The 26,007-nt window shown below is 61.9% G+C and carries 29 protein-coding genes and 1 tRNA gene; 10 read left to right on the top strand and 20 right to left on the bottom strand.

The features are described 5' to 3' along the window. Positions 1-24: 24 nt before the first annotated feature. The 4 genes from O1A05_RS12285 to O1A05_RS12300 all read left to right on the top strand — a co-directional run bounded on the left by O1A05_RS12285 (position 25) and on the right by O1A05_RS12300 (position 1,800). Entirely contained in the window at positions 25-189 is a 165-nt protein-coding gene (locus O1A05_RS12285; RefSeq protein WP_270105492.1) for a hypothetical protein, read from the top strand. Beyond that, entirely contained in the window at positions 182-1,132 is a 951-nt protein-coding gene (locus O1A05_RS12290) for a M23 family metallopeptidase (protein WP_270105493.1), read from the top strand. Before O1A05_RS12285 ends, O1A05_RS12290 begins: the two co-directional genes overlap by 8 nt. Positions 1,133-1,141: 9 nt before the next feature. Continuing rightward, complete coding sequence (locus O1A05_RS12295; RefSeq protein ID WP_270105494.1) at positions 1,142-1,426, top strand: hypothetical protein; 285 nt, start codon at positions 1,142-1,144, stop codon at positions 1,424-1,426. Between the two features lie 92 nt (positions 1,427-1,518). Further along, positions 1,519-1,800 (top strand): hypothetical protein, encoded by a 282-nt coding sequence (locus tag O1A05_RS12300; RefSeq protein ID WP_270105495.1) that lies wholly within the window; start codon positions 1,519-1,521, stop codon positions 1,798-1,800. Positions 1,801-1,960: 160 nt separating this feature from the next. On the opposite strand, the gene O1A05_RS12305 is transcribed toward O1A05_RS12300, so the two are convergent. From O1A05_RS12305 to O1A05_RS12315, 3 genes are all read right to left on the bottom strand, one after another. Continuing rightward, positions 1,961-2,033, bottom strand: a tRNA-Val gene (locus O1A05_RS12305). A gap of 26 nt (positions 2,034-2,059) precedes the next feature. Further along, entirely contained in the window at positions 2,060-2,566 is a 507-nt protein-coding gene (locus O1A05_RS12310) for a redoxin domain-containing protein (RefSeq protein WP_270105496.1), read from the bottom strand. Beyond that, positions 2,563-3,006 carry a DUF3052 domain-containing protein gene (locus O1A05_RS12315; RefSeq protein WP_270105497.1) on the bottom strand — a complete coding sequence of 148 codons (444 nt, stop codon included), beginning with the start codon at positions 3,004-3,006 and terminating at the stop codon, positions 2,563-2,565. The genes O1A05_RS12310 and O1A05_RS12315 overlap by 4 nt, the downstream gene beginning before the upstream one ends. Positions 3,007-3,293: 287 nt before the next feature. On the opposite strand from O1A05_RS12315, the gene aceE reads away from it, so the two are divergent. The 6 genes from aceE (at position 3,294) to fabF (ending at position 11,186) form a co-directional block, all read left to right on the top strand. Continuing rightward, positions 3,294-6,044 carry a pyruvate dehydrogenase (acetyl-transferring), homodimeric type gene (aceE, locus tag O1A05_RS12320; protein ID WP_270105498.1) on the top strand — a complete coding sequence of 917 codons (2,751 nt, stop codon included), beginning with the start codon at positions 3,294-3,296 and terminating at the stop codon, positions 6,042-6,044. A gap of 64 nt (positions 6,045-6,108) precedes the next feature. Beyond that, on the top strand, positions 6,109-7,305 hold the full coding sequence (locus O1A05_RS12325) for a PucR family transcriptional regulator (RefSeq protein ID WP_270105499.1): 1,197 nt from the start codon (positions 6,109-6,111) through the stop codon (positions 7,303-7,305). 142 nt (positions 7,306-7,447) lie between these two features. Further along, positions 7,448-8,371 carry an ACP S-malonyltransferase gene (locus O1A05_RS12330; RefSeq protein WP_270105500.1) on the top strand — a complete coding sequence of 308 codons (924 nt, stop codon included), beginning with the start codon at positions 7,448-7,450 and terminating at the stop codon, positions 8,369-8,371. Positions 8,372-8,417: 46 nt separating this feature from the next. Continuing rightward, entirely contained in the window at positions 8,418-9,473 is a 1,056-nt protein-coding gene (locus O1A05_RS12335) for a beta-ketoacyl-ACP synthase III (protein ID WP_270105501.1), read from the top strand. 69 nt (positions 9,474-9,542) lie between these two features. Beyond that, positions 9,543-9,788: an acyl carrier protein gene (locus O1A05_RS12340; RefSeq protein ID WP_270105502.1), complete on the top strand. Its 246-nt coding sequence runs from the start codon at positions 9,543-9,545 to the stop codon at positions 9,786-9,788. Positions 9,789-9,941: 153 nt separating this feature from the next. Further along, entirely contained in the window at positions 9,942-11,186 is a 1,245-nt protein-coding gene (fabF, locus tag O1A05_RS12345) for a beta-ketoacyl-ACP synthase II (protein WP_270105503.1), read from the top strand. Positions 11,187-11,304: 118 nt separating this feature from the next. On the opposite strand, the gene O1A05_RS12350 is transcribed toward fabF, so the two are convergent. The 17 genes from O1A05_RS12350 to O1A05_RS12430 all read right to left on the bottom strand — a co-directional run bounded on the left by O1A05_RS12350 (position 11,305) and on the right by O1A05_RS12430 (position 25,885). After that, positions 11,305-11,808: a DUF3145 domain-containing protein gene (locus O1A05_RS12350; RefSeq protein ID WP_270105504.1), complete on the bottom strand. Its 504-nt coding sequence runs from the start codon at positions 11,806-11,808 to the stop codon at positions 11,305-11,307. A gap of 155 nt (positions 11,809-11,963) precedes the next feature. Continuing rightward, positions 11,964-12,974 carry a tyrosine recombinase XerC gene (locus O1A05_RS12355; protein WP_270105505.1) on the bottom strand — a complete coding sequence of 337 codons (1,011 nt, stop codon included), beginning with the start codon at positions 12,972-12,974 and terminating at the stop codon, positions 11,964-11,966. Between the two features lie 47 nt (positions 12,975-13,021). Next, positions 13,022-14,203 (bottom strand): DNA-processing protein DprA, encoded by a 1,182-nt coding sequence (gene dprA / locus O1A05_RS12360; RefSeq protein ID WP_270105506.1) that lies wholly within the window; start codon positions 14,201-14,203, stop codon positions 13,022-13,024. Next, positions 14,200-15,804 (bottom strand): YifB family Mg chelatase-like AAA ATPase, encoded by a 1,605-nt coding sequence (locus O1A05_RS12365; RefSeq protein WP_270105507.1) that lies wholly within the window; start codon positions 15,802-15,804, stop codon positions 14,200-14,202. The genes dprA and O1A05_RS12365 overlap by 4 nt, the downstream gene beginning before the upstream one ends. Further along, positions 15,797-16,207, bottom strand: coding sequence for a YraN family protein (locus tag O1A05_RS12370; protein ID WP_270105508.1), 411 nt, complete (start codon positions 16,205-16,207; stop codon positions 15,797-15,799). Before O1A05_RS12370 ends, O1A05_RS12365 begins: the two co-directional genes overlap by 8 nt. A gap of 110 nt (positions 16,208-16,317) precedes the next feature. Further along, on the bottom strand, positions 16,318-16,656 hold the full coding sequence (locus tag O1A05_RS12375) for a DUF2469 domain-containing protein (protein WP_270107586.1): 339 nt from the start codon (positions 16,654-16,656) through the stop codon (positions 16,318-16,320). 12 nt (positions 16,657-16,668) lie between these two features. Continuing rightward, positions 16,669-17,379, bottom strand: a complete 711-nt coding sequence (locus O1A05_RS12380) for a ribonuclease HII (RefSeq protein WP_270105509.1) — start codon at positions 17,377-17,379, stop codon at positions 16,669-16,671. Further along, on the bottom strand, positions 17,376-18,137 hold the full coding sequence (lepB, locus tag O1A05_RS12385) for a signal peptidase I (protein ID WP_270105510.1): 762 nt from the start codon (positions 18,135-18,137) through the stop codon (positions 17,376-17,378). Before lepB (O1A05_RS12385) ends, O1A05_RS12380 begins: the two co-directional genes overlap by 4 nt. Before the next feature lie 10 nt (positions 18,138-18,147). Next, entirely contained in the window at positions 18,148-18,693 is a 546-nt protein-coding gene (gene lepB, locus O1A05_RS12390; RefSeq protein ID WP_270105511.1) for a signal peptidase I, read from the bottom strand. A 146-nt stretch (positions 18,694-18,839) separates the two neighbouring features. Continuing rightward, a complete protein-coding gene (gene rplS, locus O1A05_RS12395) occupies positions 18,840-19,190 on the bottom strand; it encodes a 50S ribosomal protein L19 (RefSeq protein ID WP_270105512.1) in 351 nt (116 codons plus the stop codon). A gap of 239 nt (positions 19,191-19,429) precedes the next feature. After that, complete coding sequence (trmD, locus tag O1A05_RS12400; protein ID WP_270105513.1) at positions 19,430-20,116, bottom strand: tRNA (guanosine(37)-N1)-methyltransferase TrmD; 687 nt, start codon at positions 20,114-20,116, stop codon at positions 19,430-19,432. Continuing rightward, positions 20,113-20,709, bottom strand: a complete 597-nt coding sequence (gene rimM, locus O1A05_RS12405) for a ribosome maturation factor RimM (RefSeq protein WP_270105514.1) — start codon at positions 20,707-20,709, stop codon at positions 20,113-20,115. Before rimM ends, trmD begins: the two co-directional genes overlap by 4 nt. 114 nt (positions 20,710-20,823) lie before the next feature. Continuing rightward, positions 20,824-21,063: an RNA-binding protein gene (locus tag O1A05_RS12410; protein ID WP_270107587.1), complete on the bottom strand. Its 240-nt coding sequence runs from the start codon at positions 21,061-21,063 to the stop codon at positions 20,824-20,826. Between the two features lie 2 nt (positions 21,064-21,065). Further along, on the bottom strand, positions 21,066-21,506 hold the full coding sequence (rpsP, locus tag O1A05_RS12415) for a 30S ribosomal protein S16 (RefSeq protein ID WP_270105515.1): 441 nt from the start codon (positions 21,504-21,506) through the stop codon (positions 21,066-21,068). Positions 21,507-21,680: 174 nt separating this feature from the next. Beyond that, positions 21,681-22,565 carry a VOC family protein gene (locus O1A05_RS12420; RefSeq protein WP_270105516.1) on the bottom strand — a complete coding sequence of 295 codons (885 nt, stop codon included), beginning with the start codon at positions 22,563-22,565 and terminating at the stop codon, positions 21,681-21,683. Between the two features lie 177 nt (positions 22,566-22,742). Further along, complete coding sequence (gene ffh, locus O1A05_RS12425; protein ID WP_270105517.1) at positions 22,743-24,332, bottom strand: signal recognition particle protein; 1,590 nt, start codon at positions 24,330-24,332, stop codon at positions 22,743-22,745. A 227-nt stretch (positions 24,333-24,559) separates the two neighbouring features. Beyond that, positions 24,560-25,885 (bottom strand): ammonium transporter, encoded by a 1,326-nt coding sequence (locus O1A05_RS12430; protein ID WP_270105518.1) that lies wholly within the window; start codon positions 25,883-25,885, stop codon positions 24,560-24,562. Positions 25,886-26,007 lie beyond the last annotated feature (122 nt).

A 26,007-nucleotide genomic window follows, 5' to 3' on the forward strand; every position in this document is an offset into this window, starting at 1 on the left:
GGGTTTCGCATTTAAGGAGCAGTCATGACTGAGCACGACATCACTGACGAAGACCTCTTCGGCGTCCCTGACATCGATGAGGACGACATCGACGAAGCCGACAGGGTATCTAACGCGGTCCCTCTCGACGCGACAGAGCAACCCATCGACGACGATGCCGAATACGAGGAGGCGGACACCGATGAGTAAGTGGTCTTCCCCCTTCCCTAGCGGTTGTCGCTTCACATCAGCCTTTGGCGCCCGGTGGGGAACCCTGCACGCTGGCACTGACTACGGGCCACCCTCCCCCGGACAGGCTGGTGTGACCGTGCACGCCGTCCACGCCGGGACCGTGGCCGCTATTGGTCGCGGCCGGGGTCGCGCTGGCGACCGCATCCCCTACCACTCCGGCCGATTCGTATGGCTCGACATTGGCACCCACGGCGGCGACCGGATGCGAATCTACTATGGCCACCTGGCACGCATCGATGTGAAAGCCGGTGACACTGTAGTGGCCGGCCAGCAGATCGGCATCATGGGCGGATCTGGTGCGAACGGCGAGAACGACTTCGCAATCCATGGTCACATCGGTGTCGCACAGAATCACGGGCGACCGATTGCGGCAGCCGGTAAGCGTGGCGCGCCGGGCTGGATTAACCCGGCCGCCTGGTTGGCTTCCAAGGGCATCACCGTCGGCACGGACACTCCGGTAAAGCCAGAATCCAACACCTCAACAGCCTCCACCTCGAAGCCAAAGCCGAAGCCGAAGCCAGCCACCGGAAAGCACGTCCGGAATGAGACGAGCATCCGGCAGATCTGCATCAAAGCCGGACACGGGAACACCCGCAACAGCACGTTCCTGCTCATCCAGCGATACCAGCACCGGCAGGTGCGCCCATTCACCCTCGTCCACGACAGCGTGTGGGGGGCAAAGACCGACGCTCACTACCGGTGGACGCTCGTGCTCCAGCGCCGCATGAACGACTGGGCCGGGACGAAGATCCCCGAGGACGGCGACTACCGGGCACTCACTCATGCCCGCGTACTCGACCTCCAGCGACGCAACCACGGCGGCGCCTACAAGGGCAAGCTCGACGGCAAAGCTGGGCCCGTGTTCTGCCGCATGCTCGGCATCGCCAACTACCCCAACTAAGGAGAAATCATGACTCAGGCCATCATCCGTGACACCATCCCCGGTGCATACCGGAAAGCCATCTATGCCGGATACGCCGTCCTCGGTGTGATCATAGGCGCAATCCAGGTGGGGTACGCATCCGCAGAACTCGGGCAGCCCACGTGGCTCACTGTCGCCTTGTCGGTGTACGCCTTCGTTGGCGGCGCGGTAGGCATCACCGCCACCACCTACACGCCACGCGCTGAAGATACCGACACCCTCGCCGACGTCGAAGACGGCTCTGTGGACTTCGCCCGCCACGAGGACGAGTGACCACCCACCACCGCGCAAAGAACCCGCCCCGCTCACTGTCATGACGACGGTGGGCGGGGCGGGCTTTTTCTGTGCCCGGATACACTCGCCCCATGTACTACCCCGATTGGATCCCTGACCACGGCACAGTCACCAGGGGCCAGTACCGCCGCTACCCGTACGCGCGCGCCACACTCCCCGACGGCACCACCAGAGATGGCAAAGTCACCGCCTGGACCAGTAATCGCGTCTACTTCCGATGGACCAACAACACCGGCACCGACGTCCAGCAGCTCTGGATGGACGCCGAACACGTCACCCGAATCAAACGGGCGGAAGCGGATGTGCAGGATCCATATGACGACGTGGATTGGTATCTGGGGCAGGGGTGGTGAGCCTTCTTCTTGTGGCGGTTTTGTGGCGGTTGGGCCGCAACAGGAGACAACAAGATGCACCACCATGCACCATTTGAGTGCATCCTAGCGACCCTCCCCAGTCAGCAGAAAACCCCCTACCTCCCTTATAAACAAAGGGAAGCAGGGGGTTCAGGTGCCGTGGGTCCTACCGGGATCGAACCGATGACCTACTCGGTGTAAACGAGTTGCTCTACCAGCTGAGCTAAAGACCCATGTCGCCGTGGCGACCCCAGCTATCTTACCCGACGTCGGGACGTTTTGCTGACAACATCGCGTCGACGTGTTGCTCAACCGTACGCGGGCGAGCGGGTTCTCCCACCACACGGGTAATTTCGACACCATCTGTGGTGATCAACACGCTGGTGCGGCAAGGCCGACCGGTCTCGGAATCGAAACAGCCCAGTCGCTGTGCCGCTGCGCCGTGCGGCCAGAAATCCGAGAGCAACGGGGTGGTGATCTGGTGCTCGTCGGCGACGGCCCGCAACACGGGGGCGGCGTCCGGGGCGATCACCCGCACGCCGATGCGCTCAGGAGAGCACAGTTGCGCCAGCTGATCGATCCACCGCAACTCGACGGTGCACACCGGGGTGAACGCCCCGGGGAGAAAGACCAGCCAGATCCCGTTCAGAGATCCTGCCTCAGCGTCGGCCGCCGCACCTTCCGGCGATGCCGCCGGCGGCCAGGCCCACGGTTGACCGAATTGGTCACGCAACCGCGGTTCGGTGGGTGCGGGGACCTCGGTCACCGCTTGGTGCGGGTTTCCAGGCGTGTGGCCTGCCAGTCCTGGCTTACCCCGGCCGTGGTGGTGGGATTGAAACCTGCAGTACCGGCGGCCTCGGTGATGTCTGCTTGGTTGACGTGGCCGGGCTGAGAATTGCGCGGGGTGAGCAACCACACGGGGCCGCCGTCAAGCGAACGCTGGGAATCCACCAAGGCATCCGTCAACTCAGTGACATCACCGTCGTCGGAACGCCACCACAGGATGACGGCGTCCACCGGCTCTTGGTCCTCTTCGGTCAGCAGCTCTTCGCCCAGAGCATCTTCCAGTGCGTCGCGGAAATCGTAGTCGACGTCGGAATCGTAGCCGAGTTCCTGCACGAGGTCTCCGCTGGACAGTCCCAGCTTCGCCGCCACACCCTCATCGGGAGATTCCTGGGCGGACTGGGCGGACTCTGTCTGGTTCACAACGCTCCTTCTAGATCTTGAAGCGCCCTGAAAACTGGCCCCAGGACGCACTGCGATACCGGTGTGTCTCTACCATAATGGCACTGGTGCGCCTTGTGGTGCACTTCACCGATTTAGTCCACTGCTTTCCGTGACATTAACGTCATATGTTTTCCACCGGCGCCGACGCGGTAGTCTCGAGATGGAAACACCCCATTGTGGTGTGTGGTGGCGTGCCAGGAAAATCCCCCGCGCCGCCGTGACACCCCGATCCGATGCGGACATCAACCGCCGATAGAGAGGTCACCGTGAGCGCTGCCGAAGAGAGCTCCCAGATTCTGAGTGGTCTGACGAACCAGCTTCCCGACAAGGATCCTCAGGAGACTGGTGAGTGGATCGAGTCCTTCGATGGACTCATCGACGCCCGCGGCACCGAGCGTGCCGAATACATCATGCGCCAACTGCTCCAGCGGGCCGGCACGAAGTCTGTAGCCGTCCCGATGGTCACCACCACTGACTATGTGAATACCATTCCCGCCGATCAGGAAACCGAGTACCCCGGTGACGAGGAACTCGAGCGCCGCTACCGCAACTACCTGCGGTGGAACGCTGCCATGATTGTCCAGCGCGCCCAGCGTGACGGTGTCGGCGTCGGCGGCCACATCTCCTCCTACGCCGGTCAGGCCACCCTCTACGAAGTGGGCCTCAACCACTTCTTCCGCGGCCAGGATCACCCCGGCGGCGGCGACCAGATTTTCTTCCAGGGCCACTCTTCACCCGGCAACTACGCCCGTGCCTTCCTCGAAGGTCGCCTCTCCGAAGACGAGCTCGACGGATTCCGCCAGGAGAAGTCGAAGGGCGACAACGGCCTGCCCTCCTACCCGCACCCCCGTATGATGACGGACTTCTGGCAGTTCCCCACCGTCTCCATGGGTCTGGGCCCGCTCAACGCCATCCACCAGGCGCAGTTCAACCGCTACCTGCACAACCGCGGCATCAAGGACACCTCCGACCAGCACGTGTGGGCGTTCCTTGGCGACGGCGAAATGGATGAGCCCGAATCGCGTGGCGCCTTGCACATCGCCGCCAATGACAAGCTCGACAACCTGACCTTCGTGATCAACTGCAACCTGCAGCGACTCGACGGCCCGGTGCGCGGTAACGGCAAGATCATCCAGGAGCTGGAAGCCTACTTCCGTGGCGCCGGCTGGAACGTCATCAAGGTGCTGTGGGGCCGCGAATGGGACGCGCTGCTGGACCAGGACAACGAGGGCGAGCTCGTGCGCATCATGAACGAGACCCTCGACGGTGACTACCAGACCTACAAGGCAGAGTCCGGTGGCTTCGTCCGCGAGCACTTCTTCGGTCGTTCCTCCGTCACCAAGGAAATGGTCTCCGAAATGTCGGACGACGAGATCTGGGGCCTGAAGCGCGGCGGTCACGACTACAAGAAGGTCTACGCCGCTTATAAGGCAGCCACCGAATACAAGGGCAAGCCCACCGTGATTCTGGCGCAGACCGTTAAGGGTTACGGTCTCGGCAAGTCCTTCGAAGGTAAGAACGCTACCCACCAGATGAAGAAGCTGTCGATCGAGGACATTAAGGTGTTCCGCGATCGTCACCGTATTCCGATCACCGATGAGCAGATCGAAGCGGATCCGTACAACGTACCGTACTACCACCCGGGCCCCGACGCCCCGGAGATCAAGTACATGATGGAGCGCCGCGGCGAGCTCGGCGGATTCCTCCCCGAGCGCCGGGAGACTTTCGATCACCTCCCGTTGCCGGACGAGAACGCCTACAAGCAGGCGCGCAAGGGTTCGGGCAAGCAGCAGGCCGCTACGACCATGGCCTTCGTCCGGTTGCTCAAGGACCTGATGCGGGACAAGAACATCGGCAAGCGCATCGTGCCCATCATCCCGGATGAGGCCCGCACCTTCGGCATGGACTCGTTCTTCCCGACGGCGAAGATCTACAACCCGAAGGGGCAGAACTACCTGGCCGTGGACCGCGACCTGTTCCTCTCCTACAAGGAGTCGCCGCAGGGTCAGCTCTACCACGTGGGCATCAACGAGGCCGGAGCCACCGCAGCGCTGACCGCGGTCGGCTCGTCCTACGCTACGCACGGCGAGATGATGATCCCGGTCTACATCTTCTACTCGATGTTCGGCTTCCAGCGCACCGGTGACGGCTTCTGGGCCGCCGCCGACCAGCTGGCCCGTGGCTTCGTCATCGGTGCCACCGCCGGTCGCACCACCCTGGCCGGCGAAGGCACCCAGCACATGGACGGCCACTCGCCCGTGTTGGCCGGCACCAACCCCGCCGTGAAGCACTACGATCCCGCTTTCTCTTACGAGATCGCTCACATCATGCGCCACGGTCTGCAGGAGATGTACGGCAAGCAGGAGGACGGAACCTCCGGCAAGGACGTGCTCTACTACCTCACCGTTTACAACGAGCCCATCATCCACCCAGATGAGCCGGAGAACCTCGACGTCGACGGACTTCTCAACGGCCTGTACCGGTACTCCGCCTCCGATCAGGAAGGCCCCAAGGTCCAGCTCATGGGGTCCGGCGTCTCTCTTCCGTGGGTCATCGAGGCCGCCGAGATCCTCGCCGAGGACTGGAACGTCTCCGCTGACGTCTGGTCGGCCACGAGCTGGAACGAGCTCCGCCGTGAAGCCGTAGCCGCTGAGCGCGAGGCCTTCATGCACCCGGACCGTGAGAAGCGGGTTCCGTTCGTGACCCGCCAGTTGGCCGACGCCGAGGGCCCGATCGTGGCCACCACCGACTACGCCACGCTCCTCCCCGACCAGATTCGTCCCTACGTGCCCAACCGGTTCGCCACCCTGGGTGCCGACGAGTTCGGCTTCTCCGACACGCGCGCTGCAGCACGCCGGTACTTCGGCATCGACTCCCACTCCGTGGTGGTTCGTGCGCTGCAGCTGCTCGAGGATGAAGGCACCATCGAGGCCGGAACCGCCGCCAAGGCGTTCCAGCAGTACCGCATCGACGACGTCAACGCGGGAACCTCCGGAACCGCTGGCGGAGACGCCTGATCCTTCAGCGACACAGGGCCGGGGTGCGCAGTGCGCACCCCGGCCTCTGCTTTATGCTCAACACATGCCCGAGTCACGTTCGCCAGCCGCCCCGCGCCCTCTGTCACCGGAGGCGCTGAGCAGACTAACGGCGAATTTGGGCTCGCTGAAGACCGCCACCATGCAGCGACTCGATGGCACGCTGCCCTGGTACCGTTCCCTGCCCGCCGATCAGCGGTCCGCACTCAGCGACATCGCACAACAGGGATTGCAATCCTTCGTGGAATGGCTGGCGAACCCCACGCCTATCAACATGAACATGGTGCTCTCCCGGGTCTTCGGTGAGGCACCTTCCGAGCTGTCTCGTTACGTCTCACTGCACCGAGCCCTGCAGTTGATGCGCACCGTGCTCGACGTCGTGGAAAACCAAGCCCCCGCGCTGGTCCATGAACGCGATCGCGGCACCGTGCGCGAGGCAGTCCTGTTCTACTCCCGCGAGATCGCCTTCGCGCTGGCCGAAGTTTACGCCCGTGCCGCAGAAACCCGCGGCGCGTGGGACTCTCGGTTGGAAGCCCTGTTGCTGGACACCGTCCTACGCGGTGAGGACCCCGACGAGATTCGTTCCCGAGCCGCCGCCGTCGGATGGAAGAACACCTGTGGACACCTCGTCATCGCCGGTCCCACCCCAGATGAGGACCAGCCCACCCTGCTCGCGTCCATCCGGCGCGTGGCCACCCGCGGCCGCTACCAAGTGCTCATCGGTGTGCACTCCGAACGGCTCGTGCTCGTCGTCGGTTCCGTGACCGATGCAACCGAGACCGCCGAACGTTTCATCCGCTGCTTCGCGCCCGGTCCCGTAGTCTATGGCTCCGTGGTTCCTGACCTGGTCGATGCCCACTCCTCCGCCAAGGAAACCCTGGCTGGCCTTGCTGCTGCCCCCGCCTGGCCGCGCACGCCACGGCCCGTGCCTGCCTCGGATTTGCTGCCCGAACGTGCGCTGCGCGGAGATCCCACCGCCGTGCAGGCGCTGTGCACCGGCGTGTACCAGCCGCTGCTCGATGCCGGAAACTCGCTCTTGGAGACCGTCGACACCTATTGCGATCTGGGCCATTCGCTGGAAGGCACGGCCCGGGAGATGTTCATCCACGCCAACACGGTCCGCTATCGGCTGCGTCGGGTTGCGGAGCTCACCGGCTGGGATCCGCTCGCGCCTCGAGATGCCTATGTCCTACAAATCGCGCTGACAGTCGGTAGACTGCAGGAGGACGATGCTTCGGCATAAACAAGCCGAATACAGGACATTGTTGTCAGCGCGTGACCTTTCGGCGCTGCACTACGTTTGTAGAAACCCTACAATCTAGAGTGCGCAGGTTGGTGTCTCCGCCTGACGAACAGCGACGCCGGATTTTGGGAGAGTAAGAAGCATGCTTGCGATTGTGTGCCCGGGACAGGGATCTCAGACCCCAGGAATGCTCGCCCCGTGGTTAGACCTCGAGGGCGCAGCGGACAGCCTGACGGCGTGGTCCGACGCCACCGGCATCGACCTCGTCACCCACGGCACCGAATCCGACGCGGACACTATCAAGGACACCGCCGTCGCGCAGCCCCTGATCGTGGCCGCCGGATTACTCTCCGCACAAGCGCTCAACATCGACCAGCTGGAGCCCACACGCTGGATCACCGCCGGCCACTCTGTCGGCGAAATCACAGCTACCGCCCTGGCCGGGGTGCTCAGCCCCGCCGCCGCCCTGGACTTCGTCCGGGTCCGAGCCACCGGGATGGCCTCCGCCGCTGCAGCAGCCGAAACCGGCATGGCAGCCGTGCTCGGCGGCGATGCCAAGGATGTACAGTCAAAGCTCGACTCCTTCGGGCTCACCCCCGCCAACATCAACGGAGGCGGCCAGATCGTAGCCGCAGGATCTCTCGAGCGCCTCAATGACCTCGCCGCAGATCCGCCCGCCAAGGCCCGCGTCATCCTGCTCAAGGTGGCAGGTGCCTTCCACACCGAATACATGGCCCCTGCGGTCGATGCGCTACGGACCACGGCTTCGGCTCTGGAGCCCCAAAACCCCCACGTGACCTTGTTGTCCAACCGTGATGGTGCCACCGTTACCGATGGAACCGATGCCCTCGAGCGGCTGGTTTCGCAGGTGACTTCCCCGGTGCGTTGGGATCTCTGCATGCAATCACTCACCGAGGCCAACGTGACCGGCATCCTTGAGCTGCTGCCTGGAGGCACCCTGAAGGGACTCGCCAAGCGGGCGATGCGCGGCGTTCCGTCCGTGGCCATCACCTCACCCGAAGATCTCGACGCCGCCCGCGACTTCATCGCCGAACACACCAGCTGACGCCACCAGCACCACAGTCACTGCACCATCGATTAGAGGACACACATTGAGCACAGTCACGTTGAACCAGTCGGAACCCATCGCGGGTAGCCGCATTATCAGCGTCGGCGCCGGGCGCCCTGATCGGCTGGTCCCCAACGATGATCTCGTCGCTGCCATCGATTCTTCCGATGAATGGATCCGCCAGCGCACCGGGATCGTCACCCGTCAGCGCGCCGACGCCGACACGTCCCTGATCGATCTCGCGGTGACGGCAGGTCGACAGGCGTTAGAACGCGCCGGCCTGAGCGCTTCCGACCTCGGCGCGGTGCTCGTCTCCACCGTGACGTTTCCGTTCGCCACCCCCTCCGCGGCAGCTAAGGTTGCCCACCTTTTGGGCGCCTCCCCCGCTCCGGCCTACGACATCTCCGCCGCCTGCGCCGGCTATTGCTACGGCGTGGCCCAGGCCGATGCCCTGGTGCGTTCCGGTGTGGCCCGTTACGTGCTGGTGATCGGCGCCGAGAAGCTCTCCGACGTGGTCGACCCCACCGATCGCAGCATCTCGTTTCTGCTGGGTGACGGCGCCGGCGCCGTCGTCGTGGGCCCCGCCGATGAGCCCGGTATCGGCCGCTCGGTCTGGGGTTCGGAGGGTGAACGCTGGGACACCATCTCCATGACGCGCTCCCAGCTGGATATGCGCGATGCCCTGGAACAGGCACGCACCTCCGGTGACACTTCCGCTCTAGTGGACCCCGAAAACAAGCTGTGGCCCACCCTGCGTCAGGATGGCCCGAGCGTCTTCCGTTGGGCCGTCTGGTCCATGGCCAAAGTCGCACAGCAAGCTCTCGACGCCGCCGGTGTCACTTCCGAGGACCTCAGCGCGTTCATCCCGCATCAGGCCAACATGCGCATCATCGACGAATTTTCCAAGCAGCTGAAGCTGCCCGAAAACGTCGTGGTCGCTCGAGACATTGCCGATGCGGGCAATACTTCTGCAGCATCCATCCCGCTGGCCATGCACCGGTTGCTCGAAGAGCACCCGGAACTCTCCGGCACCCTGGCACTGCAGATTGGTTTTGGCGCCGGGCTGGTCTACGGCGCCCAGGTGGTACGGCTCCCTTGAGCCGGCCTCTGCAACAGACCCGGGAAACCTCCCGAACACCCCATATCGACACCATCGAAGGAGCCACACATGGCAAGCAAGGAAGAAATCCTCTCCGGCCTGGCCGAGATCGTCAATGAAGAGACCGGACTGGAGACCGCTGAGATCCAGACCGAGAAGTCCTTCACCGAGGACCTGGACATCGACTCGATCTCGATGATGACCATCGTCGTCAACGCCGAAGAGCGCTTCGACGTCAAGATCCCGGATGAGGAAGTCAAGAACCTCAAGACCGTGGGCGACGCCGTCGACTACATCTCCAACGCACAGGCCTGATACGGCCTCCCTCGCCTTCGGGCGACGGTGAATCGATCCCATCGTGGTGCCGCCTGCGTCACCCGTACGCGGCACCACGGGGCCTGATTCGTTCCACCTTGACCACCGCTCCCGCTGATCCGGAGCACCACGCAGGATTGAAGGCAGATCTGCATGACTCGCAAAGCCGTCATTACCGGTCTCGGCGCCACCACCCCGATCGGCGCTGACGTCCCCACCTTCTGGCAAAACGCGCTCCAGGGCGTTTCGGGTGCCCGTCCGTTGGAACAGGAATGGGTGGCCGAGTACGAGCTTCCCGTCAAATTCGCCGCGCAGCTCGCGGAAGCCCCCGGTGAGAAACTCTCTCGGGTTGAGCTCAAGCGCATGGACCCCACCACCCAGTACGGCGTGATTGCCGCTCGTGAGGCCTGGGCCGACGCCGGCCTCAGCGAAGACGCCGTGGAAGCAGAACGACTGACGGTCTCGTTCGGCACCGGCATCGGTGGCGTGTGGACGCTGCTCGATGGCTGGGACACCCTCCGGAACAAGGGGCCTCGTCGTGTGCTCCCCATGACCGTGCCTATGCTCATGCCTAACGGGCCTGCTGCAGCTATCTCGCTGGATCTCGGTGCCCGCGGTGGAGCACGCACTCCTGTCTCTGCATGCGCCTCCGGCACCGAAGCTCTGGATATGGCCCGTCGCCTCATCGAAAACGGTGAAGCCGATGTGGTGATCTCCGGCGGCACCGAAGCGGCCATCCACCCGCTGCCGATCGCTGCCTTTGCCGCCATGCAGGCGCTGTCCAAGCGTAACGACGACCCTCAAGCAGCATCGCGCCCCTACGACAAAGACCGCGACGGTTTCGTGCTCGGCGAGGGCGCCGGCGCGTTGATCATCGAGTCCGAGGAACACGCTCGGGCCCGCGGCGCCCGGATCTACGGTGAGCTCGCCGGTACCGCAGTTACTTCCGACTCTTTCCATATCACCGCACCCGATGACGAGGGTCTAGGCGCCGCCCGGGCTCTGCGTCAGGCGCTGAGCGTCGCCGGTGCTGAACCCACCGACGTAGTCCATGTGAACGCTCACGCCACCTCCACCCCGGTCGGTGACCGTCCGGAGTACGTGGCAATGAAGAGCGTCTTCGGCGATCACGTGGACAACATCGCCGTCTCGGCTACCAAGTCGCAGACAGGTCACCTCCTGGGGGCATCCGGTGCCATCGAGTCGATCCTCACAGTGCTGGCTCTGCACGAAGGCAAGGCTCCGTTGACCATCAACTTGGACCACCAGGACCCGGAGATCCCGCTGGACGTCGTCACGGGTACCCCGCGCGCACTTCCCGAGGGACAGAAGGTCGCCATCAGCAATTCATTCGGATTTGGCGGTCACAACTCGGTGGCCGTGTTCCGGAGCGTCTGACTCTCGATTTCGCATACAGAGGCGGGGCGGATCAGGTTGTGTTTGCTGATCCGCCCCGCCTCTGTCTATCGGGTGTGCCGAGGTCGCTGTCGTTGAGGGAGACGCGAAATCTAGACGACTAGCCGACCTGGTGCAACCAGCGCACGGGGGCGCCGTCGGCAGCCTGGCGGAAGGGTTCTAGTTCGTCGTCCCATGCTTCTCCCAACGCCAAGCTCAGTTCATGGAAGATGGCGGAAGGATCGCCGGCACCCTGCTCATAGGCAAAGCGAATGCGGTCTTCAGACACCATGATGTTGCCGCCAACGTCCGTGGTGGCCTGGAAGATGCCGAGCTCGGGGGTGTGTGACCACCGGGAGCCATCGCAGCCTGCGCTAGCTTCTTCGGTGATCTCGTACCGAAGGTGGGCCCAGCCGCGCAACGAGGACGCGAGCTGCGCACCACTGCCGGGCGCGGCAATCCAGTGGATTTCGGCACGATACGTACCCGGGGCCGCCGGCTGGAGCGACCACTCCAACTGGTCCTGGGCACCAAGAACAGCGCTGACCGCCCACTCGATATGTGGGCACAGCGCTGCAGGGGCTGAGTGGATGTATAGGATTCCACGAGCCATTGCGTCAGACATATGATCCTCCCTCAACTGCGCGGTATGTCTTCCCCAACATCCCCGCATTGATCAGGAGGTCTTACGTTCATCACCATTATGCACGATAGCTGGCAGCAACGCACCACGAGGCACGCACCTGCCGATGTCCGTGTTCGATTCAGGTCCTCTGTGCTTCAGGCTCGTGGATGCGCTTGGGTATACCCGCGTCGTAAACGCTCAATCGACACATGGGTATAGAGCTGTGTGGTCTGCAACGAGGAATGTCCTAGAATTTCCTGCACCGAACGCAGATCCGCCCCGCCGTCGAGTAGATGGGTGGCCGCGGTATGCCGGAAAACGTGCGGCCCCCGGGCCGAGGTATCTCCGAGCTCCGCCAAGACATCATTGACGACGTCCCGCACTTGACGAACACCGATACGTCCGCCTCGTTTTCCTAAGAACAGCGCATCCGGCGGAGTATGTTCGGCGCGGACCAGTAGCGGGCGGCCGCGTTCCGTCCACGAGGTCACGGCATTGACTGCTGGCCGGTTGATGGGCACCACACGTTCTTTGTCGCCTTTACCGATGACCGTAACCTTGCCATCGACTGAGTCAACACTCGAGAGATTCATTCCGACAAGTTCAGCGACACGGATGCCCGAGGCGTAAAGCAGTTCAAGCATGGCCAAATCGCGCAGGGCAAGGGCGGCCCGTATCTGGTCCTCCCCCTCGTCCTGCCCCTCCTGCGGAACAGACGTAGCCCGTGCGGCGGTGGCATCAAGTATGCGAGTCGTCTGAGCGGTCGTCAGTGTCGGAGGCAAGCGACTTTCTTTCCGCGGCGTCATCAGTTTGGCGGATGGATCCGTGTCAATGAGCCCTTCTCGACGCGCCCAGCGCAGGAATCCGCGTACACTGGCAGTCTTCCGTGCCACGGTGGCACGTGAGACTCCTCGTCGATTCAACTCGGCCAGCCATCCACGCAGGTCCTGAAGTGTCAGCGAACCAAGTTGTGGCTCAGGAGCTTCGTTCTTGGTTGCCAGATCAGGGGTAGCAATATCCAGCAACAGGCCGCGGACGTCACTCCGATAGGCACGAACAGTCTGTTCCGATCGATGCTGTTCGTGCCGCAAGTACGCGACGAAATCTTCGATCCACTCTTCGTCACGTAACGCCAGGAGCGGCGCCGACTGATCCGGCTGTGTCATCTTTTCAGTGTGTCATGTTGACGAGGCGAAGGCGGCTCAACACCGCTTCAGGCCACCATCTTGCGCCACCCACTGGCGACTTTCTCGCTGCGTCCAGCCCGTTGCAGACGGACCAGTTGGCGCATCACCTCCCCCGCCGAACTACCCGTGATCGAACAGAGCTTATCTATGGTGGTACCTGATCGTACCGGCAGGGCTTCAAAAATCATCCGAGCTTGATCAGAGAGCCCATCGAGCACCGAACCTGACTCGTCGGTCCCGTGCGGTTCCACAGCAACTGGAAGATCCTCGTCCCAACCCACCAGGTCGGCTAAGTCGCTCTCATCAGCGATCAATTGCGCCGGAGTCTCTCGCAAGAGACGGTGGCAGCCCGTTGACGAAGCCGAATCGACAGGACCGGGCACCGCACCCACTTCCCTCCCTAATTCCAGTGCATGACCGGCCGTATTTTGCGCACCGGAGCGCCAGCGAGCTTCAACGACCAGCGTTGCCGTCGACAAGGACGCCAGGAGTCGATTCCGATGGAGAAAGCGATAGCGGTTCGGCCTGAATCCCGGTGGTAGTTCGGACAACACGGTGCCGTGCTCAACAATCTGTTCCAAAAGACGATGATTACCCGCGGGATAGAACTGATCCAGGCCGCCGGCGAGCACAGCAAGCGTTGGCATATTTTCTCCTGTGCCATGGTCTAGTGCGGCGCGGTGGGCTGCCGCATCGATTCCATAGGCGCCGCCGGAGGCCACACAGAAGTGATGGGCGGCCAGCCATCGCACAAAGCGTTCCGTCGCGTGGGTGCCGTAGTTCGTCGCTTCCCGGCTTCCCACGATGGCAATGGTCTTTGTCGACGAGGGAACCTCAGGCCGACCGATCCACCAGAGCCCCAATGGTTTCTGGGGTCCTAAATCATCGAGTGCTACGGGCCATTCTGGGTCTTCTGGGATGAGTAGTCCGCCACCCATCGAGGTGATTCGATCCAGGGCTCGTTCCGGATTGACGTACGATTTCTTCCGTTGCCATCTGCCGAGGGCATCCCGGAATTTTCCTCCATGTTCCCCCAATGACTGCCACTCCGCTCCTGAGGGATGATCATTTCTGAGAATGACATCGAGGGTTCTCGCCGGTCCCCAGCGGTCTACCAGAACCGAACCATAAGTATCAGCTGGTTCAATCACCTGGGTCAGTGCGGCGCGGGCGATGCGGATGGGTTTATCGTTGCCTGCCTGGGTCATGATCCGTTCCTCAGTCGTTCGCGTTGCATTCGTAGATTCATGGCCGTATCAATTTCATCTGCGTCTGGCCAGTCACGACCGTCTAGGTCTGCCAGGGTCCACGCGAGCCGGAGTACACGTGCGTATCCGCGCGCCGTCATCTCACCACGATCCAATGCGCCGTCCAGCGCGGTCAACGCCTTCGGTTGGAGTCTCAGTCTCGGGTGTTTGAGCAGCGTGCCCGTCAGTTCCATGTTGCTCTCGACGCCGAGCGGAGTCAGCCGTTCTCGTTGCCGGTCCACCGCTTGTTGGACCCGTGCAAGCACGTGGGCTGAGGTTTCTCCGGCAACTGGTCCCGTCACCTCACTGGCAGTGACTCGTGGAACGACGACCTGAATATCGATCCTGTCGAGCAATGGTCCGGAGAGTCGTGAGGTATACCGTCGGCGTTGTAGTGACGTGCAATTGCACCGGCGCCCGGTTCCGTCGTCCCAGCCGCATGGGCATGGATTGCTGGCGAGAACCAACTGGAATGAAGCGGGATAGGTCACCGAGCTAATGGAACGGTGCAATTCGACGTGTCGCGATTCCAATGGCTGTCGTAATGCGTCCAAGACACGACGGTCGAACTCTGGCGCTTCGTCCAGGAAAAGCACGCCGCCGTGTGCCAGCGACACGGCTCCCGGCCGAGCCATCCCGCTGCCACCCCCAATGATCGATGCCATTGTCGAAGAATGGTGGGGCGCTTGGAAAGGTGCCGTGCGCACCAAAGACGAGACGCTTCCTCCGGGCGACGCAACAGACCGCAATGCAGTAGCTTCCAATGCCGTACGGTCGGATAGTTCAGGAAGGATACTTGGGAGACGCTCGGCGAGCATGGTTTTCCCTGCTCCAGGTGGCCCTTCCAGCATCAGATGGTGTCCCCCGGCTGCGGCTATTTCTAAGGCGAATCGTGCTTCGTGCTGGCCAACTACGTCGGATAAATCCAGAGTAGGGCGCGGCACAACGCTATCGACCATCGCCGGTCGTTTTATCTCGTCTGTCTTAACGGTGGCACGAGCGAATCCGCCGAACGCGCGAATCACTTCAGAGAGATGTCGGAATGCCTGTACGTGTGCTCCCGGAACCATGCGCGCTTCTCGTGCAGATTCTTCCGAGACGATGATCTCGGTGAACCCGTGCGCAACACTCGTCATCACAGCCGGCAGGATTCCAGGTGCGTGGCGCAATGCGCCGTCCAAGCCCAACGCGGCGAGAAAAACGGGGCGTGATTCGCCTTCGACGCGGCAATCGGCTGCCAGCGCTGCCATAGCGATACCCAGGTCGAACACGGACCCGCGCTTATGCAAACTCGCTGGAATGAGGTTCACCGTAAGGTGGCGACGGGTCAGTTCCTGGCCGGAATTGCGTGCAGCCGACCTGATCCTATCTTTGGCTTCTTGCAATGATTGATCCGGTAGTCCCAAAAGGGTAAACCCTGGCAATGACTGCCCAATGTCGGCCTCGATTTCCACGATCGACCCTGACATCCCGGTCAGCGCCACGGAGTGGGCTCTACCGAGACGAGTGGGTTGGTCGTCGATAATGACCGTGCTGATGTCCCCGAGCAGGCTCTCATCCATGACCCACGTCCCGTCGGATCTCAATTACGGAACCACTGGGTGTGTCCAGAGTCAAGGCAATGACATCGACTCGACGACGCGCCCGAAGCCAAGCGGGCCGCTGAGTGTGCACCCAGCAAAGGAGCAAGCGCTCTATCCGGCGAAGTTTTTCCGGTGTCACCGATTCTGCGGGATGACCGTAGTCGTGACTACGCCGGGTCTTGACCTCCACGGCCACCACGGCGCCGCTCTCGACACAGATCAAGTCAAGCTCGCCGTCGTGGCCACGCCAATTTCGGGCAAGAACCAGATATCCCCGCGAGCGCAGGACCCCTACAGCCCATTCCTCGCCGTCTCGCCCCAGACGCTGCCGGGCTATTCCCGATGTAGATCCGGTTGATGTGAACGCTGTTGTTGTTTTCATCGCTACCTCCGCATTCAGTCTCGAATGCGGGAAGCGAACTCTACCGATCTGCTATTGCGGGTTGGGGAAGTAGATCCGTCTACGTCATCGTGTGGAGGAGTCGGCTCTCATCAGGACTGCGGCGTTGACGGACCGTCAGGAAGAGACAGATCGTTCAGGTCCGTCCCAGCGCTGAGCTCTTCGACGTTGATGTCCTTGAAGCTCAGCACTTTCGCCCGCTTGATAAACCGGGAGGTGCGATAAATGTCCCAGACCCAAGCGTCTTCCATTTCGATCTCAAAGTACACGTCCGAGGCTTCGGCGTGAGTCGTGACTTTGACCTCGTTGGCGAGGTAGAAACGACGGTCTGTTTCAACGACGTAGCGGAACAGGGTCACGACATCCCGATACTCGCGATACAGTGTCAGTTCTTGTCCGGCCTCGTAGTCTTCGAGGTCGTCGCCGTTCATATCACTCATGATCTACAGCAAAGCTCCTTGGTTGGGGTTGTGGCCCCCGGTCAGGTTCCAGCTCCGACGATGGTACGAGGTGGGACCGTAGGTGAGCAACGCGTCACGATGAACGGCGGCACCGTATCCTTTGTTCTTCTTCCACCCGAATTCTGGATGTTGTTCGTCGAGTTCGGCCATCAACCGGTCTCTTGCCACTTTGGCGAAAATGGCTGCGGCGGCCACGGATGCGCACTGGGCATCGGCCTTGATCTGAAGATGAATGTGCTGCGGCAATGCAGGCATGTCCTGGACAAGTTGGTGCGGGGCACGGCTCAACCAGTTATCGCGCCCGTCGAGCAACAAGACGTCGGGGACTCGGCCGAGGCTGTTCACCAGTTGGGTCCAGGAACGACGAGCGGCCAGAGCTAACCCAGCGGAGATCCCATACTCATCGATTTCCTCTGCCGAGGCGTGATCTGCTGTAACCGCATCGCACCATTCCACGATTTTCGGTTCCAGCCCTTCGCGCCGAGTCGCCGAGAGCGCTTTGGAATCCCTGAGGCCTCCCATCGCTTTGGTGTCGAGGCTCACGGTGACGGCAGCGACACCAACAGTCACCGGACCGGCAAGGGCTCCACGGCCGACCTCGTCCATTCCGGCGATCACGAGTGGACCCACCCCGCCCGCAAAACCGGCCAGGATTTCCTTCTCGACTTTTAGATCGGCGAGCAGCACCGTCATGGAGCCTCTGGGTCCGGGACGTCGGCGAAGACGTCACTGTTCGATCCAGCACTCCCCCAGCGGTTCAGAGGCCAGGCGATCACTTCGGCGCGCCCGGTTACGTCGTCAAGGCTCACGAAACCTTCGCCGGGACCATTCTGATGCGCACGCGAGTCCCCGGAGGCATCGCGGTGATCCCCCATCACCCACAAGTGTCCTTCCGGCACGGTGATGTCAAAGTCCGTCTCGGAACCGACCACGCCCGGGTACAAGTAGGCTTCCTCATCCAAGATCTGGCCATTAACGACGAGTGCTTGTGTTTCTTCGTCGACGGTGACATGGTCGCCAGGCGTCCCGATGATTCGCTTGACGACATGCTGTTCTGACGAGTCTGGAGCGAGCCCAATCAGCTGGAGGGCATCGTGAAGAACATTGGAGTTGTCCTCCGCTGGCGGTAGCCACCCCTGAGTATCTTCAAAAACCACCACGTCGCCACGTTCCAGATCCCACACTCCGGGGACCATCAAGTTCACGAAAATGCGATCATTCACCTGCAGCGTCTGCTCCATCGATCCCGAGGGGATCACGAAGGCGCGGAACAGGAAGGTCTTGAACAGGAACGAAACGACGAGTGCAATGACGATAACGATGAGCAGTTCACGCACCATGGACCAGATTCGCCGGCCGAAACTGACCGGACGTTCATGGTGGTCGGAATCTGCCGGACCGCTCTGCGGTGCAGCAATATCATCGGATCGTTCAGAAGCGGAGGCAGACATCATCCCCACTCTACCTGGTGGAGAGGTAGCGTCCTCGAATCTTGGACTCTGGAATCATCCCACCTCCGGCGGATCCAAGAAGCGCCCTCGAGTCCTCGGAGGCATGACGATTATCTCCGAGCACGAAAACTCGGCCTTCAGGCACCGTCACGGTAAATCTATCCATGGAAGCACGGCCTGGAGGCGCTGGTTCGGCGAGGTACGGCTCCGACAAGGGTTCTCCATTGACGCGTAGCTGGCCGTTGGCTGTGCAGCATTCGACGGCGTCACCACCGACTCCGATCACGCGCTTCACCATGGCATGCGGATCTGCACGCAGGCCCAGGTCTTCTAGCATGTCATCGAGGAAGCGTTGCAGTGCCGTACGACTTTGGTACGGCGCGAAGCTTCCGGATGAGTCAAAAACCACGACATCACCACGTTGAACGTTGTCGTTGTCGTAGGCGTGCGGATCGATCTCGATCCGGTCACCAACCACCAGCCCAGGCTGCATGGACTCGGAAGGGATGGTGTAGGTATTCACATACTCTTCGCGGGTGATGAATACGACAGCCACGCCAATCACGAGTGCTACGGCCGCGCAACTGATCCAGAATCCGGTTCGCCGCCACCACGCACGAGGCTCCGCCTCCCGAACGGGAGACGGAGCCTGAGCAGAAGAATCGCGGTGTTTCACAATCCTCCGGTGATCTTACGACGCAATCAGCCGTTGACGCGCTTCTCGCGGATGCGAGCAGCCTTGCCGTGACGATCACGCATGTAGTAGAGCTTCGCGCGACGCACGTCACCGCGGGTGACGAGCTCGATCTTCTCGATCACCGGGGAGTGAACCGGGAAGACACGCTCAACGCCAACACCGAACGACACCTTACGCACGGCGAAGGTCTCGCGGACGCCCGAGCCCTGGCGGCCCAGGACGTAGCCCTGGAAGACCTGAACACGGGAGGTCTTACCCTCGATGATGTTCACGTGGACTTTTACCGTGTCACCAGGGCGGAAGTCCGGAACGTCGTTACGCAGCGAAGCTGAATCCAGCTGATCCAAAATGTTCATGGAACTGTACTCCTAGCAGATGCCGCAGGTCACCCACATGGTCAACGGGCCCTTAAGCGGGTAATCCGTGGTGGAAGTCTCGATAAGGGACGGTCTCATCCGCCCATACCGTTCGTCCGCCTACAGCATGTGCTCCCCTGCGGCAGAACACCCACCCGGCAGACAACTTCTCCATTATGCCAGAAACCGGTGTCCGGCTTCCAGGTGGACGCGTCACTTCATCGATCTCGTCCCGTAAATCAGCTCAGCAGGTCGGGGCGCCGCTGCTGCGTTCGCATGAGCTGTTGTTCGTGTCGCCAGACAGCAATCTTGCCGTGGTCGCCCGACAGCAGGATTTCTGGGACCTGAGCACCGCGCCACTGAGATGGTTTCGTGTACACCGGGTATTCAAGGAGACCATCGGAATGGGACTCCTCGACCAATGAGTCCGGGTTTCCCACCACTCCGGGGACGAGTCGGCCTACGGCCTCGATCATGGCAAGAGCGGCCACTTCTCCCCCGTTGAGGACGTAATCTCCGAGTGACACCAATTCCACATCGCACACGGAAGGTGCCCATTCGAAGAACCGCTCGTCGATACCTTCGTAGCGACCACAGGCAAAGATGAGATGGTCATCCTGGGAAAGTCGTTGCGCATGGCCCTGGCTGAAAACCGCCCCCGACGGCGTCGGCACCAGGAGGCGAGGACGTGAATCGACCTCTTCAAGGATGTGCTCGATCGCCAACGCCCACGGCTCTGGTTTCATGACCATGCCGGCTCCGCCACCGTAGGGCGTGTCGTCCACGGTGCGATGCCGGTCGAAGGTGAAATCCCGCAGGTCATGCACCCGGATATCGAGAAGGCCATCAGTTCGCGCTTTACCGATGAGAGAAATGTCCAGCGCAGACAGGTACTCCGGAAAGATCGAGATGATGTCGATCCTCATCGTGTGGCCTCCGGCTCATCCTCGTCGGATTCTTGGAAGAGCTCCAGCAATCCGTCCGGCGGAGTCACGTAGACGATCCGCGATTCCTCGTCGATCTCGGGAACGATTTCTTCGACGAACGGTATCAGCGCGGTCTCGCCCGAGGTCAGCGCGATTTCGAGCAGGTCCTGGGCGTCGCCCGTGATCAGTCCGGTCACCCGGCCCAGTGGCACCTCCCCCGCGTCGGGATGACGAACGGTGAAATCAAGCAGGTCGTCCTCGTACCAGCCGTCGTCTTCTGTGACTGTGGCTGGTGCAGCGAATAGTTGGGCATTGCGGTGCAGTTCGGCCGCGTTCCGATCAGAAAACTCTTCGAACCCGAGGACCAGGATGTGCTTGTTCCACCGAGCTCGCGAGACGGTCACGGTGCTGCGCGTTCCGGGAGAGCCCTCGCGTACCGACAACACTGCACCGGGCACGAACCGTTCTTCGGGCATATCCGTGAAGACTTGCACGGTGACATCGCCTTTGATGCCGTGCGGTTTTCCAATGCGTGCCACACGAACAAGTTCATCCTCGGACGTTGAACCGCCGGCGTTGGCTGAGTCGGCCATGAAGGAATCCTCTCTCGGGAAGGTGAGCACCACGCTAGCGCATGCTGGTGGCAGACATGACGATGGCCCGCGATGATTGCTCATCACGGGCCATGATCGCCAAGCTGATGTGGGTTAGCGCCGACGATCAGTGTCGACAACGTCCACGCGAACGGGATGCCCAGCCAGGCTGTCCACCACCGTACGCAATGCCGAAGCGGTACGACCCTTGCGGCCAATCACACGGCCGAGGTCATCCGGGTGCACACGCACTTCCAGGAGCTCGCCTCGCCGATTGTTCCGCAGGTCCACCTGGACTTCCTCCGGTGAATCTACGATTCCACGGACTAGGTGCTCCAGCGCTTCTTGAAGCATGGTCACTCGGACTTCTCTTCAGTCTCGCCCTCAGCGGCAGCCTCGTCAGAAGCCGGAGCTTCTTCAGCGGCCGGTGCTTCTTCGGCCTTCGGGGTGATGGCCTCGGGAAGGATCACGGAGCCCTTTTCGGGAGCCACGAACTCTTCCTTGCCCTTGGGCTGCTGCAGGGTGCCTTCGGCGCCCGGCAGGCCCTTGAACTTCTGCCAGTCACCGGTGACCTTCAGCAGTGCCAGCACCTGCTCGGTCGGCTGAGCGCCGACGGAGAGCCAGTACTGAGCACGATCAGACTTGATGTTGATGTAGGAGGGGTTCTCGGTCGGGTGGTAGTGCCCGATCTCCTCGATGTTGCGACCATCGCGCTTGGCACGAGAATCGGCAACGACGACGCGGTAGTGAGGTGCACGGATCTTGCCCATGCGCTTCAGACGAATCTTTACGGCCACTGGTGTGGTGCTCCTGGTTCTTGTTGGGGTGCAGCCCGCGAGCCTACCGTGGGGTTGGTGGCTCAAACCGGCCGCGCTACAGAATTACTGCCAGAGGATAGAGGGTCGTCCGCACAGCAATTCAGTACCGTCCTATTGTGCCAGATGCCCGCATTCGATGCGAACCCGACACACTCACGCGGCGGGCGCGTCAGCTTTCAGGCGCAGCAGGGTGTTCCACGGGTCCCGGGTTTCGATTCCGTCCGCGGTCGGCTCGACCACAAAGCCGGCGGTGCGAAGGCGATCTTCAACGGCGCCCAGCCCTTCACCGGCGGGAAGCGTGATGTCCACACGCCCCAGCCCCAGGGTGTTGCGGCGCGGGCCTGCGCCGGTGGAGTTCCAGGTATTCATGGCCATGTGGTGGTGGTACCCGCCGGCAGAAACGAAGAGCGCCTGGGTGCCCAGACCCGCGGTCTTGTCGAATCCGAGCACGTCTACGTAGAACTTCTCGGCGGTGGCAACATCGCCCACCTGCAGGTGCACGTGACCGATTTCTGCCGTCGACTGCTCGAGGTTCTGGAAGCGCTCTTCCGTGAGGTGGGTGTTCAGGTACTGGTCCCAGGCCAGGTGCTCGGTCACCATGTGCACTTCCGACCCGTTCCACAGCCACTGATCGCGTGGACGATCCCAATACAGTTCAATGCCGTTGTTTTCCGGATCCTGGAAGTAGAAGGCTTCCGAAACGTGGTGGTCCGAGCTCCCGACGAAACGACTCGCGTCGTGACGCAACGCCTTGTAGACGACGGCCGCTAGGTCGGCCTGCGTGTCGAAGAGGAATGCCGTGTGGAACAGGCCAGCCTCGTTGCGATTCGGCAGCTTCAGACCGCGGGCCTCATCAATGGCCAGCAACGGCTGACCGGCGCGACCAAGCACCACGTCCGGTCCATTCTGAGCGACGACCGTCAGCCCCAGGGCCTGCTCGTAATAATCCTGAAGGCTAGGGACGTCTTCACTCTTGAGAGTAACGATGCCCATGGAGAGTCCTGTGGGCAGAGAATCGATGTCTTGTGCACGGTTCATAATGAGTGTTTCCTGATCGCCTAGAGCGGATGTCATATTCTTCAGATTTGAACTATCTTGACATGTACAACTGTGGCCCTCGACGATTCATTCCCGATCTTCATAACATTCTTGAAAAGAATAAGGGACGCCCTCGGTCCGAGAGCGTCCCACACAGCACTACGGGAACGTTCTAGCCTACTTCAGGTACTTATCAAAGCCTTTGGGAAGATTGAGATCCGACATGTCGAACCCTCCCTGCTGATCTGCGCCCTGGCCGAAAGAGCTTCCGCTCAGCGGATTCTGACGAGGCCGGTTCCGGCGTTCCTCCATGGCTTTCATTTCTGCTGCTGCCTTGGCAGGATTCCCTGACTTAGGTTTGTTTTTGTTCTTCCCCTTGGCGTTTTTGCGCTTGGATCCCCCGTGACCGGCACCGGGCATGCCCGGCATTCCTGGCATCCCTCCCCCGCCGGAGGCCATCTTCTTCATCATCTTCTGTGCCTGGCCGAAACGCTCGAGCAAACCGTTGACTTCGGACACATGAACACCGGAACCCCGTGCGATACGGGCCCGGCGCGAACCGTTGATGATTTTCGGCGCGTTGCGCTCATGCGGAGTCATGGACCGGATGATCGCCTCGATGCGATCAATCTGGCTGTCATCGAACTGCTCGAGCTGCTGACGCATGCCGGCTGCACCCGGCATCATCATCAGCATCTTCTTCATCGAGCCCATCTTTTTGAGCTGCTGCATCTGGTTCAGGAAGTCGTCCAGGGTGAAGTCTTCCTGGTCGACGAACTTCTGCGCCATCTTCTGCGCTTCGTCTTTGTCCCAGCTCTTCTCGGCCTGCTCGATGAGGCTGAGCACGTCACCCATATCGAGGATGCGCGATGCCATCCGGTCCGGGTGGAAAACTTCGAAGTCGTTCAGCTGCTCACCGGTGGAGGCGAACATGATTGGCTTGCCGGTGACATTGACGACAGACAGGGCGGCACCACCGCGGGCGTCGCCGTCAAGCTTGGAGAGCACGACACCGGTAAATCCAACGCCCTCGTTGAAGGCCTGAGCCGTAGCGACAGCGTCTTGACCGATCATGGCGTCAATGACGAAGAGGACTTCGTCGGGGTTGATCGCAGCGCGAATATCGCTGGCCTGCTGCATCAGCTCGGCATCCACACCGGTACGGCCGGCGGTGTCCACGATCACGATGTCATGCTGCTTGCGTGTCGCTTCCGCAATGCCATCGCGTGAGACCTGGACGGGATCACCGGTCGGCGCTTCCGCTTCCGAAGACACGCCAGGGTGCGGCGCGAACACCGGCACACCAGCCCGCTCGCCGTTGATCTCCAGCTGTCGCACGGCGTTGGGGCGTTGCAGGTCGGCCGCCACCAACATGGGCGTGTGGCCCTGATCCTTCAGGTGCTTGGACAGCTTGCCAGCCAGAGTCGTTTTACCCGCACCTTGCAGACCCACCAGCATGATCACGGTCGGCGGAGTCTTCGCCAGGGTCAGTCGACGGGTCTCACCGCCAAGAATGCGCTCGAGTTCCGAATTGACGATCTTGACGACCTGCTGGCCCGGGTTCAGTGCCTCGGACACCTCGGCGCCGAGAGCACGTTCCTTCACATGGGAGATGAAGTCACGCACGGCCGGCACGGCGACGTCGGCGTCAAGAAGCGCTCGCCGAATCTCCCGTGCCGTGGCATCAATATCGGCCTCGGACAGGCGACCTTTACCCTTCAGATTCCGGAAGGTCGATGTCAATCGGTCGGTCAAGGAGTTGAACACAGTATGAGTTCTTTCGTCGTGGTTCGGGCCCAGCAGCGCACACTGGCGGATCTGGCGTGCTTTCGCGACTGGTGCCTCGGATGCAGTCTGCCCTTAAGCCTAGCAACTCGATTGCGCCGAGCCGATTCCAGCTCCAACCGCCGAATCTGGGTGATGACACACGCGATGGCTGGTCGATTCGTCGACCAGCCATCGCCGTAGTGCTGTAGCACTGATTCAGAGTTGCATCAGCTCACGGGTTGCTTGTCGCCCTGTTCGTACCCGGCGATGGTCGACTGGCCCTCGTCGTCACCGATGACGGTGGTCTCGGTACCTTCGGAGAACAGAGTGTAGGCGGATTCACGGTGTTCGGAGTAGTCCACACCGCGGATCTCGTCCTGGGTCGAGACGCGCAGTCCCATGGTGTACTTCAGCGCCAGGCCCACGATGGTGGTCATCACCGCGGCGAAGGCGACAGCCACGATCACGGAAAGCACCTCCGCAGCCAGCAGTCGCATGTCGCCGCCGTAGAAGAGACCGCCGCGGCCGTCTTCCTGCATGACCCCGAAGAAGCCGATCATCACGGTGCCGACGATACCGGCTACCAGGTGAACGCCCACGACGTCGAGCGAGTCATCGAAGCCCAGCTTGTACTTGAGCTGGACGGCAGCACCGGCGAGCACACCGGCAATGAGGCCGATCGCAATGGCGCCGAGCGGTTCCACGAAAGCGCAGGCCGGGGTGATGGCCACCAGACCCGCGACCAGGCCCGAGGCGGAGCCCAGAGCGGTCGGACGGCCGATGCGGATGATCTCCACGATGATCCAGCCCAACATCGCCGCGCCGGGAGCCACGAGGGTGTTGACCCAGATCTGACCGGCTTCGGCAGCATCAGTGGCCGCACCGCCGTTGAACCCGAACCAACCGAACCACAGAATGCCGGCGCCGAGCAGGACGAAGGGCAGGTTATGGGGACGGTGCCCCGGGTCGGTTCCGAAGCCCTGGCGCTTGCCCATGAGCAGGGCCAATACGAGGGCCGAAACGCCTGCGGAGATGTGCACCACGAGACCGCCAGCGTAGTCGACCGCTTCACCGAAGATGGAGCCGATGGCGCCGTCGGGACCCATCAGTCCACCACCCCAGACCATGAAGGCCAGCGGGCAGTACACCAGGGTGGTCCACAGCGGGACGAAGACACACCAGGTGCTGAATTTGGCCCGGTCCGCGACTGCGCCCGAGATCAGGGCGACGGAGATGATGGCGAACGTGGCGCCGAATCCGACACCGATCATCGCAGACGGGTCGCTCATCATCCCGCGCAGGCCGAAGTCCGAGAAGGGGTTGGCAAAGATGCCGCCGAAACCGAGGCCGCCGTCTTCGGCTCCGGTCATGTTGAAGCCCCACAGCACCCAGACGATGCCGACGATCGCGATCGAGACGAAGCTCATCATGATCATGTTGAGTGCGGCTTTAGCCCGTGTCATGCCGCCGTAGAAGAAAGCGAGCCCGGGAGTCATCAACAGCACCAGGGCTGCAGTGACCATCGTCCAGACGTCGACTGCGCTCAGCTCCATCGTTTCCATGGTTGTCCTCTCACCATTGCCGCGGGCCCTCCGCGGCTGATGGTTAAACACTGAGGGCACCGTGTTTCACGGTGCCCTCAGTGGTGTTTCCATCGGGTGACGGTCACCACGTC

The organism is Citricoccus sp. NR2 (assembly GCF_027594385.1).
Taxonomy (GTDB): Bacteria; Actinomycetota; Actinomycetes; order Actinomycetales; family Micrococcaceae; genus CmP2.

Excerpts from the sequence above, each read along its gene's own strand:
- O1A05_RS12285 (WP_270105492.1), top strand. The coding sequence starts at position 25 with ATGACTGAGCACGACATCACTGACGAAGACCTCTTCGGCGTCCCTGAC.
- O1A05_RS12290 (WP_270105493.1), top strand. The coding sequence starts at position 182 with ATGAGTAAGTGGTCTTCCCCCTTCCCTAGCGGTTGTCGCTTCACATCA.
- O1A05_RS12295 (WP_270105494.1), top strand. The coding sequence starts at position 1,142 with ATGACTCAGGCCATCATCCGTGACACCATCCCCGGTGCATACCGGAAA.
- O1A05_RS12300 (WP_270105495.1), top strand. The coding sequence starts at position 1,519 with ATGTACTACCCCGATTGGATCCCTGACCACGGCACAGTCACCAGGGGC.
- O1A05_RS12325 (WP_270105499.1), top strand. The coding sequence starts at position 6,109 with ATGCCCGAGTCACGTTCGCCAGCCGCCCCGCGCCCTCTGTCACCGGAG.
- O1A05_RS12330 (WP_270105500.1), top strand. The coding sequence starts at position 7,448 with ATGCTTGCGATTGTGTGCCCGGGACAGGGATCTCAGACCCCAGGAATG.
- O1A05_RS12340 (WP_270105502.1), top strand. The coding sequence starts at position 9,543 with ATGGCAAGCAAGGAAGAAATCCTCTCCGGCCTGGCCGAGATCGTCAAT.
- fabF (WP_270105503.1), top strand. The coding sequence starts at position 9,942 with ATGACTCGCAAAGCCGTCATTACCGGTCTCGGCGCCACCACCCCGATC.
- O1A05_RS12350 (WP_270105504.1), bottom strand. The coding sequence starts at position 11,808 with ATGTCTGACGCAATGGCTCGTGGAATCCTATACATCCACTCAGCCCCT.
- O1A05_RS12355 (WP_270105505.1), bottom strand. The coding sequence starts at position 12,974 with ATGACACAGCCGGATCAGTCGGCGCCGCTCCTGGCGTTACGTGACGAA.
- dprA (WP_270105506.1), bottom strand. The coding sequence starts at position 14,203 with ATGACCCAGGCAGGCAACGATAAACCCATCCGCATCGCCCGCGCCGCA.
- O1A05_RS12365 (WP_270105507.1), bottom strand. The coding sequence starts at position 15,804 with ATGGATGAGAGCCTGCTCGGGGACATCAGCACGGTCATTATCGACGAC.
- O1A05_RS12370 (WP_270105508.1), bottom strand. The coding sequence starts at position 16,207 with ATGAAAACAACAACAGCGTTCACATCAACCGGATCTACATCGGGAATA.
- O1A05_RS12375 (WP_270107586.1), bottom strand. The coding sequence starts at position 16,656 with ATGAACGGCGACGACCTCGAAGACTACGAGGCCGGACAAGAACTGACA.
- O1A05_RS12380 (WP_270105509.1), bottom strand. The coding sequence starts at position 17,379 with ATGACGGTGCTGCTCGCCGATCTAAAAGTCGAGAAGGAAATCCTGGCC.
- lepB (WP_270105510.1), bottom strand. The coding sequence starts at position 18,137 with ATGTCTGCCTCCGCTTCTGAACGATCCGATGATATTGCTGCACCGCAG.
- rplS (WP_270105512.1), bottom strand. The coding sequence starts at position 19,190 with ATGAACATTTTGGATCAGCTGGATTCAGCTTCGCTGCGTAACGACGTT.
- trmD (WP_270105513.1), bottom strand. The coding sequence starts at position 20,116 with ATGAGGATCGACATCATCTCGATCTTTCCGGAGTACCTGTCTGCGCTG.
- rimM (WP_270105514.1), bottom strand. The coding sequence starts at position 20,709 with ATGGCCGACTCAGCCAACGCCGGCGGTTCAACGTCCGAGGATGAACTT.
- O1A05_RS12410 (WP_270107587.1), bottom strand. The coding sequence starts at position 21,063 with ATGCTTCAAGAAGCGCTGGAGCACCTAGTCCGTGGAATCGTAGATTCA.
- O1A05_RS12420 (WP_270105516.1), bottom strand. The coding sequence starts at position 22,565 with ATGAACCGTGCACAAGACATCGATTCTCTGCCCACAGGACTCTCCATG.
- O1A05_RS12430 (WP_270105518.1), bottom strand. The coding sequence starts at position 25,885 with ATGGAGCTGAGCGCAGTCGACGTCTGGACGATGGTCACTGCAGCCCTG.